The organism is Sphingomonas sp., assembly GCF_048594985.1.
GTDB lineage: Bacteria > Pseudomonadota > Alphaproteobacteria > Sphingomonadales > Sphingomonadaceae > Sphingomonas_I.
In genome coordinates, this window is record NZ_JBMDXG010000323.1 from 1 (window position 1) to 16,902 (window position 16,902).

Sequence of the window (16,902 nt, forward strand, 5' to 3'; positions counted from 1 at the left end):
TCGCGGCGCAGTTCGTCGCCATGCTCGTTCAGGAGCGGCGGGGGCAGGCGTACTTCCTGCGGGGTGCCGCGCATCTTCACTGGGAAGCCGAGGGCGCGGAACTCGCCCTCGACCGGGTGCGGGATCATCTGCACCATGTCGCGCGCGACCGCCTGTTCGCTCGCCACCGCCTGGCCGTAATCCAGGATCGGCGCGGCCGGTACGCCCGCATCGAGCAGCGCGTCGATCCATTCCTGACCCGTCCGCGTGACGAACGTGGGGGCGAGGTCCTCGATCAGGGCTAGGCGGTTCGCCACGCGCGCCGCGTTGGTCGAATAGCGCGGATCGTCCTGCAGCTCGGGACGCCCGATCACGGCTATCATCGTCAGCCACAGATTCTGGTTGGCCGCGCCGATCACGAACCAGCCGTCGGACGCCATCACCGCCTGATAGGGGGCGGACATGCGGTTGGCCGATCCGATCGGCACCGGCGGCTTGCCCGTGCCCCAATATTCGGTCGTCTCCCACACCGACAGGCCCATCGCCGCTTCGAGCAGCGAGGCGTCGATATACTGGCCCTTGCCGCTCTTCTCGCGCCCGATGATCGCGCTCAAAATCGCGTAGGAGGAGAACAGGCCGGCGCCGAGATCGGCGACCGCGATCGAATTCTTGGCGGGCTCCATGCCCTCGAACCCGTTCGAGCTGAGAATGCCCGACATCGCCTGCGCGATCAGGTCGTAACCCGGCCGCTGCGCCCACGGGCCGGTCTGGCCGAAGCCCGAAATGCTGGCATAGACGAGCCGCGGGTTGATCGCGGCCAGCATGTCGTAATCGATGCCCAGCCGCGCGGCGACGCCGGGCCGCGCATTCTCGACCAGGATGTCCGCGCTCCGCACCAGCGCGTAGAGCACCTCGCGGTCGGCATCGTCCTTCAGGTTCAGCGTGATGCTGCGCTTGTTGCGGTTGAGCGCGAGGAAGCCCGGGCTGTCCTCGCCCTTCAGGCGGAAGCCCATCGAATGGCGGGTCGAATCGCCCGTGCGCGGCGGCTCGATCTTGATGACGTCCGCGCCCATGTCGCCCAGGAGCATGCAGCAGAACGGGCCTGCCATCACCTGCGAGATGTCCAATACCCTCAAGCCCGCAAGCGGCAGCGTCCCCATCATCCGTCTCCTTGTCCGTTGGCGCGATTGCCGAGGGCCATAGCGCAGATCGAGCGCTCGCGCGCCCCTCGGATCATATTGTATATGATTTGCGCGGCTGCTAGCATCGCGACCGTCAAAGAACAACGATGCCGGACCATTTTCATCCGGCCGAAACGGAGAGCCGCTTGAACCAGCAGCCACAGGTGCGCCCGCGTCGCGCGCGCGCCGCCATGCTCGCCCTCATGTCCACCGCCATGCTCGGCGCCCCGCTCCAGGCCGCCGGGCCCGGGGACTGGGAAAGCTACGGCCGCGACGGCGGCGGCGCGCGCCATTCGCCGCTGACCCAGATTACCCCCGCCAATGTCGGCACGCTGCGCGAGGCGTGGACCTATCATATGCGTCCCGCCGGCACGCAGGCGGAGACGGTGCCTCTTCCCGCCGAGGTTGCGAAGCGCTTCAACACCGGCTTCTCCGCGTCGGAGGCGACCCCGCTGGTGGTCGACGGAACGATGTACCTGTCCACGCCCTATCGCCGGGTGGTCGCGCTCGATGCCGCGACCGGGCGCGAGAAGTGGGCTTACGACCTGGCAAATCGCGACCAGCCGTCGACGCGCGGCGTGGCCTATTGGCCCGGCGGCAAGGGCGACGGCGCGCGCATCGTGTTCGGCACGCGCTCGGGCAAGCTGATCGCGCTCGACGCCGCGACCGGCCGACCGGCAACGGGCTTCGGCGCGGACGGCATCGTCGACATGAAGACGCCCGAGGTGATGAACGGGATGCGCGGCGCGCCGCTCGGCCTCAGCAGCCCGCCGACCATCTACAAGGACCTCGTCATCACCGGGTCGCGCGTGCAGGAGATGCCGGTCAAGGGCGCGGCCGGCGACGTGCGTGCGTGGGACATGCGCACCGGCAAGCTCGTCTGGACCTTCCGCACCATCCCCCAGCCGGGCGAAGCCGGCCATGACACGTGGGAGGGCGAAAGCTGGAAGCAGCGTTCGGGCACGAACGTGTGGACCTTCGTCATCGTCGATGAAAAGCGCGACATCGCCTATCTGCCGATCGGCGCGCCGACTTTCGACCGCTGGGGCGCGGATCGCCGGGGCAGCAATCTCTATTCGAACTCGATCGTCGCGGTGAACGCGAAGACGGGCAAGTATCTCTGGCACTTCCAGACCGTGCACCACGACATCTGGGATCTCGATCTGCCGGTCGCGACGCTGATCGACGTGCGTCGCGGCGGGCGGACGATCCCGGCGATCGCGGTGATGAACAAGACCGCGATCATGTTCATCCTCGACCGCGTCACGGGCAAGCCGATCTACGAGGTGCGCGAGACGCCGGTCCCGACCGAGACCGACGTGCCTGGCGAGCAGCCGTGGCCGACGCAGCCGATGCCGGTCGCGCCGCCGCCGCTGGCGCGCCTGTCTTACGAGGAGGCCGATCTGGTCGATGCCTCGCCGGCGCTCCGCGCGACGTGCCAGAAGATCGTGGCCGACTTGAAGGTCGTGCCGAGCAAGCCGTTCCAGCCGTTGCGCGCCGACAGCGCGGTCAACTCCTTCCCGGGAAGTCTCGGCGGGGTCGATTGGGGCGGCGGCGCGTTCGATCCCAAGCTCGGGCTTTACGTCATCAACATCAACGCGCTGGCCAGCCCGCAGCAGCTCGCGCAGCAGCCCGACGGATCGTGGGGCATGAAGGCAGGCTACGCCTATTTCATGGACCCGCAGAGCGGCAATCCGTGCCAGAAGCCGCCGTGGGGCGAACTGGTTGCCGTCGACGTCAACAAGGGGACGGTCGCCTGGCGCCGTCCGCTCGGCGACAATCAGGACCCGGCGTTCAAGGATGCGGGACAGATCAGCGCGGGCGGGCCGATCACCACCGCCAGCGGCCTGACGATCATCGGCGCGACCAAGGACAAGCAGATCCGCGCGTTCGAAACGCGCAGCGGCAAGCTGCTGTGGCAGGCGACGATGCCCGATTCCAACTACGGCACGCCGATGACCTACCGCAGCAAGAACGGGAAGCAGATGGTGGCCGTCGTCGCCACGGGGGGCTTCGCCTTTTCGCCCGCGACGAGCGACGCGGTCGTGGCCTATGCCCTGCCTTGAGGATTCGCGCGTGAGAGGAAATGTTGTGAAGCGTCCCGCCGTCTTTCTCGCCCTGGGGGCGCTGTCGCTGCTCGCGGCGCATGCCATGGCGGCCGATCCCGCGCCCCCGCCGGGGCCGGGACTCGACCTGATCAACGAACGGTGCGGCTTCTGCCACACGACGGGCCAGGTGTTCGCCAAACACAAGAGCGCGACCGACTGGGCCGCGACCGTGCAGAGCATGGCGGATCGCGGCGCCGAGGTATCGCCCGAGGAGGCGAAGACGATCACCGATTATCTGGCGGCGCATTACGGCGCGCCCGCCCCCGCCGCGCAATAATGCCGCTCTACGAGATTGACGGCCGCGCGCCGCGGGTTCCGGGGTCGAGCTGGGTCGCTCCTTCGGCCGACCTGATCGGCGACGTCCGGCTGGGCGAGCAGGTCGGCATCTGGTTCGGCGCGGTGATCCGCGCGGACAATACGCCCATCCAGCTCGGCGATCGCACGAACGTCCAGGAAGGGGCGATGCTCCATTCCGATCCGGGCAGCCCGCTCACGCTCGGTACCGACTGCACCGTCGGACATCACGCCATCCTTCACGGCTGCACGCTGGGTAACCGCGTGCTGGTGGGCATGGGGGCGACCGTGCTCAACGATGCGGTGATCGGCGACGATTGCCTGATCGGAGCGGGCGCGCTCGTGACCGAGGGCAAAAGCTTCGATCCCGGCAGCCTGATCATCGGCGCACCCGCCAAGGCGGTGCGCGCGCTCTCGCCCGAGATGATCGAGGGGCTCAGGCGGTCGGCGTCCGGCTATGCCGAACGCCAGGCGCATTTCGCCGCCAACCTCCGCCGGGTCGACTGACCCCCGTCACTACTCCCGCATGTGGCGGGGCAGCGTGCCCGCCACCGCGCTGCGCAGGCGATAGACGCTGCTCGACGCGGTGATGTAGACCACGTGGCCGTCCTCCGCGAAGGCGAGGTTGGCCGCGACTTCGGGCATGCGGATGCGTCCGATCACCTTGCCGGCGGGCGTGATGATCGAAATGCCGCCCGGGCCGGTCGCCCAGACGTTGCCCGCCGAATCGACCTTCAGGCCGTCGGGCCCGCCCTCGCCCTGCGCCGCGTCGAAGCGGGTGAGGATGCGCGGGTTCGACAGCGCGCCGTCTGCCCCGACCGTATAAGCGCGGATGAACATTTCCGGCCCGTAATTGCTGACGTACAGCGTGCGCCCGTCGGGCGCGAAGCCGATCCCGTTGGGCAGCGGCATGTCCGTGGCGGCGGCGGTCAGCTTGCCGTTGGCGTACCGGAACACGCCGTTGAACGGCAGTTCCTTGGCCGGATCCTTGTCCATCCCCTTGAACAATCCGAACGGCGGGTCGGTGAACCACACCGCCCCGTCGCCCGCGACGACGAGGTCGTTCGGGCTGTTAAGACGCTTGCCCTGATATTCGGCGAGAAACGGATGGATCGCCTTGTTCGCATCGACGCGCACGATCCGGCGCGCGCCCATCTGGGTCAGCAGGACCGATCCGTCGGCGGCGGGCGCCATGCCGTTCGGGCCGATATTGGCGCCCGCCGGCGGGTTCTTATAGCCGCCCGCATTGGTGATCAGCGTCTCGGTCTTGCCGGCGGGGGTGACAGCCACCACCCTGTCGCCCTGCACGTCGGAGAACCACAGCCGCCCGTCGCGCCACATCGGCCCTTCGGCGAAGATGAAGCCCGTCGCGATACGTTCGATCCGCGTCCCCGGCGCGATCACCGCGTCGAGCGCGGGATCGAGCCGCTCGACCGTCGCGGCCGCCGCCGGCTGCGCGGCGGCCGGCGGGATCGCGACGGGAAGCATGGGCGCCGACAAGGCGGCAAGCGCGAGGCGCAGGCGGATCATGCGGAAACTCTCCTGAATGCTAGGAACGGTGCGCGGCGGACGGCTCAGACGCTGTCGGTGAGCAGAACCAGATAATCCTTGTTGAGCACCGTATTCTCGATCAGCGGCCAGACCTCCTGGTGGATGTCGGACTTGATCCACACCTGGCGCTGCTCCTCGCTCTCGTAGGTGAGCTGGAAGCGATAGTTGATGCCCGCCGCCGGGGCGGGGCCGCCCTGGATCACGCTGCGCAGCTTGAGCATCTTGAGATCGAGGAAGCCGCGCCCGCGAAAGCTTTCCGCCGCCGGCTTGAAGCGCGTGTGGAACGCGGTCAGCATCTCCTGCTCGCGCTTCGGATCGACCGCGAGATCGCAATAGAGCACGATCGGTTTCTTGCCCGTCGCGGGCGCCGCGCGCACCGCGGCCCCCGGCACGGCGGCAACCGCCCCCGCCAGCCCCATCATCTTCAGCAAGCCACGCCGGTTCATCGCATCCCTCCTTGTCAAAATCCGTGGATCAGCGCCGGGGCCGCAAGGCCGCCATCGCCGCGCGATAGCGCGCCTTGGCGTCCAGATCGCGCGCCACCCCGATCACCATCAGTTCGAGCGGGGCCGCCCCCGACTGCCGCAGCGCGCGGCTCTCGCCGAGATCGACCGGCACCGCGTCGCCCGCGCGGACCTTGGCGGTCTCCGTCCCGACGGTGATCTCGCCTTCGCCCCCCATCACGTAATAGACTTCGCTCATGTCGGGCTGCGTCGCGGCCCCCACCGATGCGCCGGGCGCCAGCAGCAGATGATCGACATAGGACCAGGCGGTCGAGAAGACGGCCGGGTCGAGCGCGCGGCGATACAGGACCTGCCCCGCGCCGCCGGCATTGGCCGCCATCGGCTTGAGCAGCGCGCGGTCGAGCCGCATCGTGATGAATTGCGGGATCGGGTCGATCGGCACGCCGACGCGCGGATCGCCCAGGTCGAAATTGTCATAGGCCTTGGTCGTGCCGACATTGATGTTCAGCCACTGCAGCGGCCGGTCGGTCGCATTATAGATGCCGTGCGCCGCGCCCATCCGGTTGGGCGCGCCCACGGGCCCCTTCAGCGTCGAGGTGCGGCCATCGACCGTGAACTGCGCCTCGCCGTCGAGGATGACGAACATCTCCTCGCACTGGTTATGGAAATGCTGGCCGATCCCGCTGCGCGGCGCGATCTCGCCGCGATGGACGAAGATCAGGTTGCTGGCGAGCGCGTCGGTGCCGAGCAGCGGACCGAACTTCATCGATCCCGCGCCGCCGTGCACGCCGCTTGCCTGCCGAAAGCGCGACGGGTCGGTATGCCCGATCCGCTCGGCCAGCGGCTTTGCCGCCCACGTTCCGCTCGTTGCCATGCACATCAGCAGGCCGCCCGCCAGGGCCGCCGCGCGAGGTCTCCTCAAAGCCCCTTCTCCCGTCGATATGGCCGGTTGATCCGGTCTCGGGTTCGGGCATACAAGCATCCGCCGAAAAGTCATATATGATATTATTTGCGCCGACGGTCATCAGGCCGCGGTGTCGGGAGGATCCTCGCATGGCGTCACGCCCACGTTCCCGGATGAGGCTCGTCCTCATCTTCCTGCTGTTCGTCATCAGCGCGATCGCCTTTCTCGATCGCACCAACATCTCCGTCGCGGGCGTCGCGATGCGCCAGGAATATGCGATCGATCAGGTCGAACTCGGCTGGGTCTTCAGTGCGTTTCTAGTTGGCTACGCGTTGTTCCAGGTGCCGGCCGGGTGGCTGGCGGCGCGCTTCGGTCCGCGCATCGTGCTGACCGGCGCGCTTTTATGGTGGGGCGTGTTCACCGCCGCGACCGCGCTGATTTCGCCCACGGGGGCGAACGCCTTGCTGTTCCTCGCGCTGACGCGCTTCGCGCTCGGGATCGGCGAATCGGTCGTCTACCCGTCCGGCAATCAGTTCGTGGCGCGCTGGATCCCCGCGCAGGAGCGGGGCAAGGCCAATGGCTGGATCTTCGCCGGCGTCGGCGCGGGCTCGGGCATCACCCCGCCGCTCATCACCGCGATCATCCTGTGGGGCGGCTGGCGCGCCTCCTTCTACGTCTGCGCGGTGCTCGGGCTGGTCGCCGGGCTGGTCTGGTACTGGGTGGCGCGCGACCGGCCCGAGGAGCATCCGCGCGTCGATGCGGGTGAGCTCGCCCATATCCGCGCCGGCCTTCCGCCGGCCAAGCCGGTCGAGCGCGTTGCGGTGCCGTGGGGCATTGTGCTCACCAGCCGCAACGTGTGGGGCCTGTTCTGGAGCTATTTCGCCTTCGGCTACGTGATCTGGATCTTCTTCAGCTGGTTCTTCATCTACCTGGCCGAGGCGCGCCAGCTCGATATCAAGTCGAGCGCGGCCTACGCGATGCGGCCCTTCCTGTGCATGACCGCCGGCTGTCTGGCGGGCGGCGTGCTGAACGATCGCATCGCCGCGCGGCGGGGGCTTTACTGGGGCCGGTCGGGGCTCGCGATGGTCTCGTTCGTGCTCACCGGCATCTTTCTGATCCTGGGTTCGACCGCGAGCGACGCGACGGTGGCGGTGCTGGTGCTCGCGGGCGGCGCCGGGGCCATGTACCTGTCGCAAAGCTCCTTCTGGTCGGTGACGGCGGACATAGCGGGGCCGCACACGGGGGTCGTCTCGGGCTTCATGAACATGGGGTGCCAGATCGGCGGCGCGGTGACCGCCTCGCTGACCCCGTGGATCGCGGCGCAGTTCGGCTGGACCGCCGCGTTCGTCGCGGGGGCGACCGTCGTGCTCCTCGGCGTGGGCGCGTGGGCGGTGGTCGATCCCAACCGGCTGCTCGTCCCCGACGACAAGGTCGCGGAGGATGTGCCCGCCGACGTCAAAGCCGGCGTGGCATCCTGACCGCGATCGGCTTGGCGTCCGGCAGGTCGAAATAGGTCGTGCCCACGGGCGTGCGCCGGACATGGACCGGCGTACCGACCGCAGGCGGCAGCCCCTGCACCGCCGTGTCGTAGACCGTGCCGTCCTCCAGCCGCAGCCGGTGATAGTTGCGGCGGAGCCGCTCGACCGCCACGATCCGACTGTCGAAATCGGTGCGCCTGCGCAGCTGGTCCCGGCCCGGCACGGGCTGGCGCCCCGTCGCGGCGACGGGCGCGGGCGGTGCCGGGGGCGGGCTTTCGCTGTGCACCACCGGCCCAGGCTGTGATGCCGCCGGTGACGGCACGGACGGGCGCGCGGGGGGCGGCGTGTTGCCCCGTCCCGCCGCGCGGTCGTAACAGGCCAGTCGCGACGCCGCGTCGTCGATCGCGGCGCAATCCTGTGCCGGCGTCGCGCCGAAGCCCATCGTCGGCAGTGCGGCCATCGCCAGCGCGGTCATGCGGAAAGCCTGTTTCATGCGGTCACTCTCCTCGTCTTTTCCATTTGACTGCAAGCGCTAAGATCATATCGTATAGGAAACAAGCGATCCTGCCGCTGAGCGGATCGCGATAGAGGGAGAGTGCGATGACGCTGCTGAAGGCCGCGCTGGGACTATGTGCCGGCGCATCGATCGCCACCGCGTTGATCGCACAGGCGCCTCCCCCGGGCGGGCCGCCGCCGGGCGCGTCGCGGCCCCCGCTCGAGATCGGCTGGGCGCCCAAGCGTACCCCCTACCGCGCCTATGAATCGCCGAACCGCGCCTGGTGGAAGCTGGCCGACGTGCTCGCGCTTCACAAAGGCGAGAAGAACTGGGTCCAGCCGATCGTGCGCAACGACGATCTGGCGGCGGATTGGCACCAGCTCGCGCCCGGCGGGCGCATGCCCGAGGTTCAGTATCCCGATAACCGCACCGCGATGATCGTGTGGGGCGGGCAGCTTCGCGTCCAGATCAAGGGGCAGGAGCCGTTCGTCGCCACCAAGGGGTTCGAGATCAACGTCCCCTTCCGCCTGCCCTTCACGGTCGAGGCGATCGGCACCGAACCCGCTCTATGGCTGGAGGTACACGCCGCCGGCGATCTGCCCATCTATCCGGTGACGAGCCAGCCGAACAAGCCGAAGGACGTGAAGGGCTATACCTATATGCAGGCCGTCCTGTCGGGCGGGCCGGGCGTCTATGACGGCGCACACAAGCCCTATCTCGATTATTATAAGGACGTGATCGGCGGCGGCGCGCGCGCGGGCGCGTTCATCGCCAGCGACCATATGTTCGTGAACAACATCCGCGGTCGCGGCACGCCCACGCCACCGGCCAGCGTCCTTGGTCACTACCATTTCGGCTATGACGAATTCTGGTTCGTAATGGAGGGCAACATCGATTATCAGATCGAGGGCGTGCCTTTCTTCACCGCGTCGCCCGGCGACGTCGTGACCGCCGCCGAAGGCCGCTGGCACCGCGCCAGCTTCGGTGGACCCGTGGGGCAGATGGGGACGCGCGTCGCCATCAATCCCTACCCGCGCGGCTTGCATAACTACACGGTGGAGTCCGGCGGACGGCAATAGCCGTCGGCGGATTGATACCGGCTCCGGACCGCGCATGCGATCGCATGCGCGGCTTTCGGCGTGTGTTCATGTCGGCCTATTCATTCCTGAAATCGACGATAAGCATTGGTTAATTGCAAATCCCCTCCCGTTCGTGCCGTGATGCAGCATGTTAGCGCAAACAAAACTTCGCATCCGCACAATAACGATCTCTAATTTAGTCTTATCTTTAAGGCCCTGCGGCGCAGCGCGAGACGCCTATTATATAATTGCTCGCCGTAGAACGGTCTCGCTCTCTCCTTATTGATTGCGTGCACTTGACGGACGTTAGTCGACAGCCTTATGCCTCTATCTCTGGATCGTATAGGATATGAAAATCCTAGCGGCCGAGGGGATGACAATCAGAAAGGGGTCACGAAATGCGACTTTCGTCACGCATTGGGCTGGAAGGATCGCTTGTCGCGATCATTGCCGCGATGCTCGCGCCGACCGGGGCGACCGCGCAGACCGCGGCGGGAACGGGCAACGTCACGTCCGATCAGGGTGAAGTCGTGGGTCGGGCGACGCCCACTCCGGTCGTGGCCGACACGACCCAATCCGATCAGGACATCGTCGTCACCGGCACCGTGATCCGTGGCGTCGCCCCGATCGGCTCCAACCTCGTGTCGCTCGGGCAGGAGGCGATCGAGAAGGTCGCGCCGGTCAACGTGTCGCAGATCGTCAACACCGTGCCGTCCATCTCGACCGCGGGCTCGGTCGCGCAGGGCGAGAACGCCTATTCCTATTATTCGCCGCAGATTCACAGCCTTGCGGGCTCCTCGTCCAACACCACGCTGGTGCTGATCGACGGCCTGCGCCTGCCCGGCGGCGGCACGCAGTTCGCGCAGAGCGATCCCAACATCATTCCCGTCAGCGCGATCCAGCGGGTCGAGGTGCTCGCCGACGGCGCATCGTCGGTCTACGGGTCGGACGCGGTCGCGGGCGTGGTCAATTTCATCACGCGCCGCACCTATGACGGCATCAACATCAACGCGCGCTACGGCTTCGCCGACAATTACAACGTCAAGGACGTGAACTTCATCTGGGGCACGCGCTGGGACACGGGCGGCGTCTATGTCGCCGGCGGCTACAGCGACGGCAGCAACTTGCGCAACAAGGACCGGGGCTTCGCCAGCCGCGGCGATTATCGCGATGTCGGCGGCAGCAACAACAACAGCTTCTCGTGCAACCCCGCGACGATCCAGGTGACGGGCGTGAGCTCGGGCGCGACGCCGTCGGGCGTGTTCCTGTCGCCCGGCGCGACGAGCACCGTGGCGAACAACGCGACCAACGCGCCGTGCAACAACTCGGTCTATTCGACCCTGATATCGGCGCAGTTCCGCGCCAACGCGATGATGAAGGTGGTGAACGACTTCTCCGACAAATTGTCGGTCACCGCGATGCTGAACTACAATTATCAGAAGACGAAGAATCCGCAGGGGCCGGGCACGTTCAACGGCGCGGCCTTCTCGCAAGCCGCCGTCGGCACCTCGATCGCGGCCGGCGTTCCGGTTCTGCAGGGTCAGGTCAATCCGTTCTATACCAACCCGACGGGCGCGCCCAACGGCACGCGCCAGGCGATCAACTTCCTCGCTCTGCGCGATGACGGGGATTACGGCACCAGCGAGTCGGATTCGGATTCGATCTACGCGACCTTCATCGCCGACTATAAGCTCAGCGATAATTGGACGCTGACGTTCAGCGATGCCTTCGGCCGCAATCGCTCCTCGCTCAACAACGTCGACACGTTCTGCAGCGCCTGCGCCATGCTCGCACTCAACGGCACGACGCAGGTGTCGGGCAATTACACCGTCACCAACATCGCCGGTCAGAACGTCATCGCAACGCAATTCCCGCTGACCGTCGACAATGCGATCGACGTATGGGGCGTCGGCACCGGCCGGACCTCGCAGGCGACGCTGCGCCGCCTCTACACGAACCAGACCTCGAACACGAATTACAACAATTTCAACCAGACCAAGCTCGACCTGCAAGGCTCGCTGTTCAAACTGCCCGCCGGCGACATGAAGGTCGCGGTCGGCGGCGAATATTTCTGGCAGAACCAGGAACAGAAGATTGCGGGCAGCAACAATACCGGCCCGACGACCAACGGGTCAAACTTCCGCGTCTACCGCTACGACCGGACCGTGAAGTCGGCCTATGCCGAACTCTACATCCCGCTGGTTTCGCCCGAGATGGGAATTCCGCTCGCCAATCGGATCGACGTCAGCATTTCGGGCCGCTACGACAAATATAGCGACGTCGGCGACACGACCAATCCGAAGTTCGCCGCGAACTGGGAAGTCACCCCCGGCCTGAAGCTGCGCGGCAATTACAGCCGCGCGTTCGTGGCCCCGCCGACGGCGGTGATCGGCGATCCGACGCAGGGCTATCTCTATGCGTCGGGCAGCGTCGGCACGCAGGGCTCGATCAACGTTCCGGTCAACAATTACCCCGACGTGCGGTTGATCCCGAACGCGATCATCCAGAACACCAACATCTCCTGCGCGCAGGCGACGGCGGGCCAGGTCTGCACGCTCGGCAGCGGCGCCACCCCCTCGGGTCTGCGTCGTCAGCTCGGCGGCGGCTTCTCCAACATGGTCCCGCAAAAGGGGCGGAGCTGGTCGGCGGGCGTCGACTTCTCGCCGCGTTTCCTGCCGGGCTTCGTCAGCTCGTTCACGTTTTTCAGCAACAAGTTCATCGGCGGCGTGAGTTCGCCGAGCCCGACTGCGATCGTGAACTCGGCCGGTCTGCGTGATCTGCTGACATTGTGCCCGACCGGCTGTTCCGCGGAGCAGATCAATACCTTCGCCAATGTCGACAATGGCGCGACCATCTCCGGTGCGGTGCCGCCGGTGGTCTACTTCCTGCTGGATCAGTCGAGCCGCAACGCGCTCAACCTGAAGGTGCAGGGTATCGACTACCAGCTCAGCTACCAGACCGAGATCGGATCGGCGGGCCGCTTCACGTTCGGCACGTCGGGCACCTACTTCACGAAATTCACCCAGAATTTCGGCGGCGGGACCAACTTCTCGATCCTCAACACGTCGGGCTACAACACGACCTTCCCGTCGGTTCAGTTCAAGAACCGCGCGCAGCTCGGCTGGAGCCTGGCGGGTATCTCGGCCGACCTGTTCTGGAACTATACCGGCCGCTATCGCAACTGGTCGTCCACCTCGGTCATCCCGATCACGGTCGACTCCGCCGGCAACCCCACGGGCGGCGGCGACCGGGTGAAGGCCAACAACACCTTCGACCTCCACCTGCAGTACGAGTTCCGCGACGAAAGCGTGCTCAACGGCTGGCAGGTCTATGTCGACGTGCAGAACCTCTTCGACAAGGATCCGCCCTTCTACAACGGCAACACCGCCGGCATCCTGGGCGGCGCCTGGGGTTATAACGGGTTCGTCTCGAACCCGATCGGGCGGCTCATCTCGCTCGGTCTGCGCGTGAACCTCTAACTCGCCTGTCCCCCCACTGCCGCCCGTCGAAGCCACGACGGGCGGCACCTTTGTCCGGCCGCGACCGGCCTTCCCCGATGAAGATGCCGGCCCGGTCCCGGATCCTTTCCGAAGGGGAAGCACCATGATTCGACAAATTCATACCTGCGCGGCCCTCGCTTTCCTCACGCTCGCCGCCAGGTCTCCCGCGCAGATCGCGGTCTCCGCCAACGACGGCAAGGCGCGTCCCGCCGCCGAGCCCGACGCCCCGCGCACCGCCGATTCGATCACCGTCCTGGATCTGGGGCGGACGCCCGTCCGCCAGCTCGCGACCCTGCCCGTCCCCGGCAGCGTGGTCGGCCCGCCCTCGGGCGTCGCGCTCACCCGCGACAGCCGGCTGGTGATCGTCGCCGCGGCGCAGACGCTCGATGCCGAAGGCAAGCTCGCCCATGCAGACATCGTCTCGCTGATCGATTTGTCGCGTCCCGCCGCGCCGCGTCTCGTCCAGACCGCGCATGCCGGCGCGGGCGCGGCCGGCGTCGCGATCAACCCGGCGGGCACGTTGGTGCTGGTCGCCAACATGGAGGCGGACAGCGTCTCGGTCTTCGCGCTCGCCGATCACCGCCTGACCCCGCTCGACACGATCCGCTTCGATCCGAAGACGCGCCCGGCCGACGTGGGCTTCGCGCCCGACGGCCGCACCGCTTATGTCGTGGCGATGGGCACCAGCCGCCTCGTTCCGCTGGCGGTTGCGGGTCAGCGGCTGACGCGCGCGGGCGACGGCATCGCGATCGGGCCGCAGCCCTACAGCCTGACGATCAGCCCCAAGGGCGACCGCGCCTATGTGTCGCATCTCGGCGGCCGCGCGCCGTCGGCCACGCGCGGGCCCAAGCCGGGCGCGATCGGCATCGTCGATCTCGCCGCCGGGCGGATGATCGATCAGGTCGATACCGGCATCACGCCCGAGCATATCGGCCTGTCGCCAAGCGGGCGTTACCTCGCCGCCGTCGTCCAGAATGGCTCGACCGCGCCCAGGGACTCGCCAGCTTACAAGGATTACGGATTACTGGTCGTGTTCCGCACCGGCGCCAGCGGGCTCGTGCCCGTGGCGGAGGCGCGGACCGGCGCCTGGTGCCAGGGCGCGGCGTGGCGCACCGATGAGACGTTGGTGATGGTGCAATGCTCGGCCGCCAAGCAGATCGAGGCGTTCCGTTTCGATGGAAGGGCGCTTCAAGCCGATCGGGCCAGCCTGATCCAGCTCGATGCCCGCCCCGGCGCGATCGCCACCGCACGCCACAATTGAAGCGCTTGGCCGGGGCGGTGGATCGCCGCCCCGGCCAGCTTGAGTCACACGTCGAGGTTGGCGACGCTCAGCGCATTTTCCTGGATGAACTCGCGCCGCGGCTCGACCACGTCGCCCATCAGGCGGGTGAAGATCTCGTCCGCGACGTCGGCCTGCGCCACCTCGACCTTCAGCATCGAGCGCGCGGTTGGATCGAGCGTGGTCTCCCACAATTGCTCGGCATTCATCTCGCCAAGCCCCTTGTAGCGCGCGATCGCCGCGCCCTTGCGCCCGGCGGCCAGCACCGCCTCGAGCAGTTCGGACGGACGCGCGATTCGGGTGATGCCCTTGGTGCTGGCGCTTGCCGTCTCCTCGGCATCGTCGGCACCCTCGTCCGCTTCGGCGAGGCCGATCGGCACCAGCCGCGATAGCGCGGCATAGCTGTCCGCCTGCTCGCTCGCGAGCGTGTGCAGCTTGCGCGCCTCGGCCGACTGGACGAAGCCCGCATCGACCACATGGTGATCGGTCACGCCGCGCCACAGCCGGCGCGCGTGGAAGCCGCCCTCACCGGTCGCCTCGACCTCCCACCGCGCCTCGGGATCGGCGCGGCCCAGCCATGCGGCGACCGCGGCGGCGACCGCCCGCCGGTCGCCGAGCGCCGGATCGAGCGCGCCCGCCAGCGCCAGCGCCTCGACCAGGTCGTACGCGTAGCGGCGCGGGACATAGGCCATCAGCCGCGCCATGCGCTGCGCATGCTCGACCATGTTGCGCAGGTCGTTGCCCCCGCGCTGCCCCTCGGCCCCTTCGAGCAGCACGCCCGACAGGCCGTTATCGAGCAGATAGGCGTCGAGCGCGGGCTGGTCCTTCAGATAGCGTTCCTGCCGGTTCTTCGTCACCTTGAACAAGGGCGGCTGGGCGATGAACAGATGCCCGCGCTCGATGATGTCGGGCATGTGCCGGTAGAAGAAGGTCAGCAGCAGCGTCCGGATATGCGCGCCGTCGACGTCGGCGTCCGTCATGATGACGATCTTGTGGTAGCGAAGCTTTTCGATGTTGAAATCGTCGCGGCCGATGCCGGTGCCGAGCGCCTGGATCAGCGTGCCGACCTCCTTCGACGACAGCATCCGGTCGAAACGCGCGCGCTCGACGTTCAGGATCTTGCCCTTGAGCGGCAGGATCGCCTGGATGTTGCGGTCGCGGCCCTGCTTGGCGGAGCCGCCGGCGCTGTCGCCCTCCACCAGGAACAGCTCGCACTTGGCGGGGTCGCGTTCCTGGCAGTCGGCGAGCTTGCCGGGCAGCGAGGCGATCCCCATCACGCTCTTGCGGCTGGCCTCGCGCGCGCGCTTGGCGGCTTCGCGCGCGGCGGCCGCGTCGATCGTCTTCTGGATGATCGACCGGGCGTGCTGCGGGTTTTCCTCAAGCCATTCGGCGAGCTTGTCGGCCATCAGGCTTTCGAGCGGCTGGCGCACCTCGGACGAGACGAGCTTGTCCTTGGTCTGCGATCCGAACTTGGGATCGGGCAGCTTGACCGAGACGATCGCGGTCAGCCCCTCGCGCATGTCATCGCCGGTGAGGCTGACCTTCTCCTTCTTCATCATGCCCGACTTGTCGGCATAATTGTTGAGCGTACGGGTCAGCGCGGCGCGGAACGCGGCCAGGTGCGTGCCGCCGTCGCGCTGGGGGATGTTGTTCGTGAAGCAGAGGACCTGCTCGTAATAACTGTCGTTCCACTCCAGCGCGACGTCGATCCCGATATCGTCGCGCTGCCCCGTGACCGAGATCGGATCCGGGAAGAGCGGCGTCTTGGCGCGGTCGAGATACTTCACGAAGGCCGCGATCCCGCCCTCGTAATACAGTTCATGCTCCTGATGCTCGGCATGGCGCGCGTCGACCAGGAAGATGCGCACGCCCGAATTGAGGAAGGCGAGCTCGCGGTAGCGATGCTCCAGCTTCTCGAAATCAAATTCGGTGATCTTGAACGTCGCCGGGCTCGGCAGGAAGGTGACGCGCGTCCCCTTCTTTCCCGCCGGCGCGGGGCCGACGACCTTGAGCGGCGCGACCGCGTCGCCATGCGCGAAGCGCAGGAAATGCTCCTCGCCGTCCCGCCAGATTGTCAGGTCCAGGAATTCGGACAGCGCGTTCACCACCGACACGCCAACACCGTGCAGACCGCCCGACACTTTGTAGGCATTGTCGTCGGACGTATTCTCGAACTTACCTCCGGCATGGAGCTGGGTCATGATGACCTCGGCCGCCGACACGCCCTCCTCGGGGTGGATGCCGGTCGGAATGCCGCGCCCGTTATCCTCGACCGAGACCGACCCGTCGGGGTTGAGCGTGATCACGATCCGGTCGCAATGCCCGGCCAGCGCCTCGTCGATCGCATTGTCGCTGACCTCGAACACCATATGGTGGAGGCCCGATCCGTCGTCGGTGTCGCCGATATACATGCCGGGACGCTTGCGGACCGCGTCGAGGCCCTTCAGCACCTTGATCGAGGAGGCGCCATATTCGTTGGTCTGGGGGTCGGTTGCCATGCCCAGCATATCGGGATTCGGGGGTCGAAACCCAAGCGAAATGGAGGCCTCCGGCGCCGCGCCGGGCGCGGCGCGCCTCAGGCGCGGACGG

At 67.2% G+C, this 16,902-nt stretch carries 13 protein-coding genes; 7 read left to right on the forward strand and 6 right to left on the reverse strand.

Translation table 11 applies throughout. The features are described from left to right. Positions 1 to 1,142: CaiB/BaiF CoA transferase family protein (locus ACOJSF_RS13195; RefSeq protein ID WP_420142659.1), on the reverse strand; the 1,142-nt coding region annotated here is incomplete at its 3' end. A gap of 164 nt (positions 1,143 to 1,306) precedes the next feature. On the opposite strand from ACOJSF_RS13195, the gene ACOJSF_RS13200 reads away from it, so the two are divergent. The 3 genes from ACOJSF_RS13200 to ACOJSF_RS13210 are packed head-to-tail and all read left to right on the forward strand — an operon-like array spanning position 1,307 to position 4,069. After that, complete coding sequence (locus ACOJSF_RS13200; protein ID WP_420142660.1) at positions 1,307 to 3,226, forward strand: pyrroloquinoline quinone-dependent dehydrogenase; 1,920 nt, start codon at positions 1,307 to 1,309, stop codon at positions 3,224 to 3,226. Positions 3,227 to 3,236: 10 nt separating this feature from the next. Then, positions 3,237 to 3,545, forward strand: coding sequence for a hypothetical protein (locus ACOJSF_RS13205; protein WP_420142661.1), 309 nt, complete (start codon positions 3,237 to 3,239; stop codon positions 3,543 to 3,545). After that, complete coding sequence (locus ACOJSF_RS13210; protein ID WP_420142662.1) at positions 3,545 to 4,069, forward strand: gamma carbonic anhydrase family protein; 525 nt, start codon at positions 3,545 to 3,547, stop codon at positions 4,067 to 4,069. The genes ACOJSF_RS13205 and ACOJSF_RS13210 overlap by 1 nt, the downstream gene beginning before the upstream one ends. A gap of 9 nt (positions 4,070 to 4,078) precedes the next feature. Here the strand turns inward: ACOJSF_RS13210 and ACOJSF_RS13215 are convergent, their stop codons facing one another. Genes ACOJSF_RS13215 through ACOJSF_RS13225 form a run of 3 tightly spaced genes read right to left on the reverse strand, consistent with a single transcriptional unit; the run spans position 4,079 to position 6,499 of the window. Next, positions 4,079 to 5,092, reverse strand: coding sequence for an SMP-30/gluconolactonase/LRE family protein (locus tag ACOJSF_RS13215; protein WP_420142663.1), 1,014 nt, complete (start codon positions 5,090 to 5,092; stop codon positions 4,079 to 4,081). Positions 5,093 to 5,136: 44 nt separating this feature from the next. After that, on the reverse strand, positions 5,137 to 5,559 hold the full coding sequence (locus ACOJSF_RS13220) for a hypothetical protein (RefSeq protein ID WP_420142664.1): 423 nt from the start codon (positions 5,557 to 5,559) through the stop codon (positions 5,137 to 5,139). A 28-nt stretch (positions 5,560 to 5,587) separates the two neighbouring features. Further along, positions 5,588 to 6,499 (reverse strand): cupin domain-containing protein, encoded by a 912-nt coding sequence (locus tag ACOJSF_RS13225; protein WP_420142665.1) that lies wholly within the window; start codon positions 6,497 to 6,499, stop codon positions 5,588 to 5,590. Between the two features lie 155 nt (positions 6,500 to 6,654). On the opposite strand from ACOJSF_RS13225, the gene ACOJSF_RS13230 reads away from it, so the two are divergent. Beyond that, the gene (locus ACOJSF_RS13230; RefSeq protein WP_420142666.1) at positions 6,655 to 7,959 is read left to right on the forward strand and encodes an MFS transporter; all 1,305 of its coding nucleotides are present in this window, start codon (positions 6,655 to 6,657) and stop codon (positions 7,957 to 7,959) included. On the opposite strand, the gene ACOJSF_RS13235 is transcribed toward ACOJSF_RS13230, so the two are convergent. Continuing rightward, positions 7,937 to 8,452, reverse strand: coding sequence for a hypothetical protein (locus tag ACOJSF_RS13235; RefSeq protein WP_420142667.1), 516 nt, complete (start codon positions 8,450 to 8,452; stop codon positions 7,937 to 7,939). The two genes, ACOJSF_RS13230 and ACOJSF_RS13235, sit on opposite strands and share 23 nt — an antisense overlap. Positions 8,453 to 8,559: 107 nt before the next feature. On the opposite strand from ACOJSF_RS13235, the gene ACOJSF_RS13240 reads away from it, so the two are divergent. From ACOJSF_RS13240 to ACOJSF_RS13250, 3 genes are all read left to right on the forward strand, one after another. Beyond that, positions 8,560 to 9,534 (forward strand): cupin domain-containing protein, encoded by a 975-nt coding sequence (locus ACOJSF_RS13240; protein WP_420142668.1) that lies wholly within the window; start codon positions 8,560 to 8,562, stop codon positions 9,532 to 9,534. Between the two features lie 398 nt (positions 9,535 to 9,932). Next, on the forward strand, positions 9,933 to 13,013 hold the full coding sequence (locus tag ACOJSF_RS13245; RefSeq protein ID WP_420142669.1) for a TonB-dependent receptor domain-containing protein: 3,081 nt from the start codon (positions 9,933 to 9,935) through the stop codon (positions 13,011 to 13,013). A gap of 124 nt (positions 13,014 to 13,137) precedes the next feature. Next, positions 13,138 to 14,295 carry a YncE family protein gene (locus ACOJSF_RS13250; RefSeq protein ID WP_420142670.1) on the forward strand — a complete coding sequence of 386 codons (1,158 nt, stop codon included), beginning with the start codon at positions 13,138 to 13,140 and terminating at the stop codon, positions 14,293 to 14,295. Between the two features lie 44 nt (positions 14,296 to 14,339). Here ACOJSF_RS13250 and gyrB read toward each other — a convergent pair whose 3' ends face one another. Beyond that, complete coding sequence (gene gyrB, locus ACOJSF_RS13255) at positions 14,340 to 16,811, reverse strand: DNA topoisomerase (ATP-hydrolyzing) subunit B (protein ID WP_420142671.1); 2,472 nt, start codon at positions 16,809 to 16,811, stop codon at positions 14,340 to 14,342. Between the last annotated feature and the right edge of the window lie 91 nt (positions 16,812 to 16,902).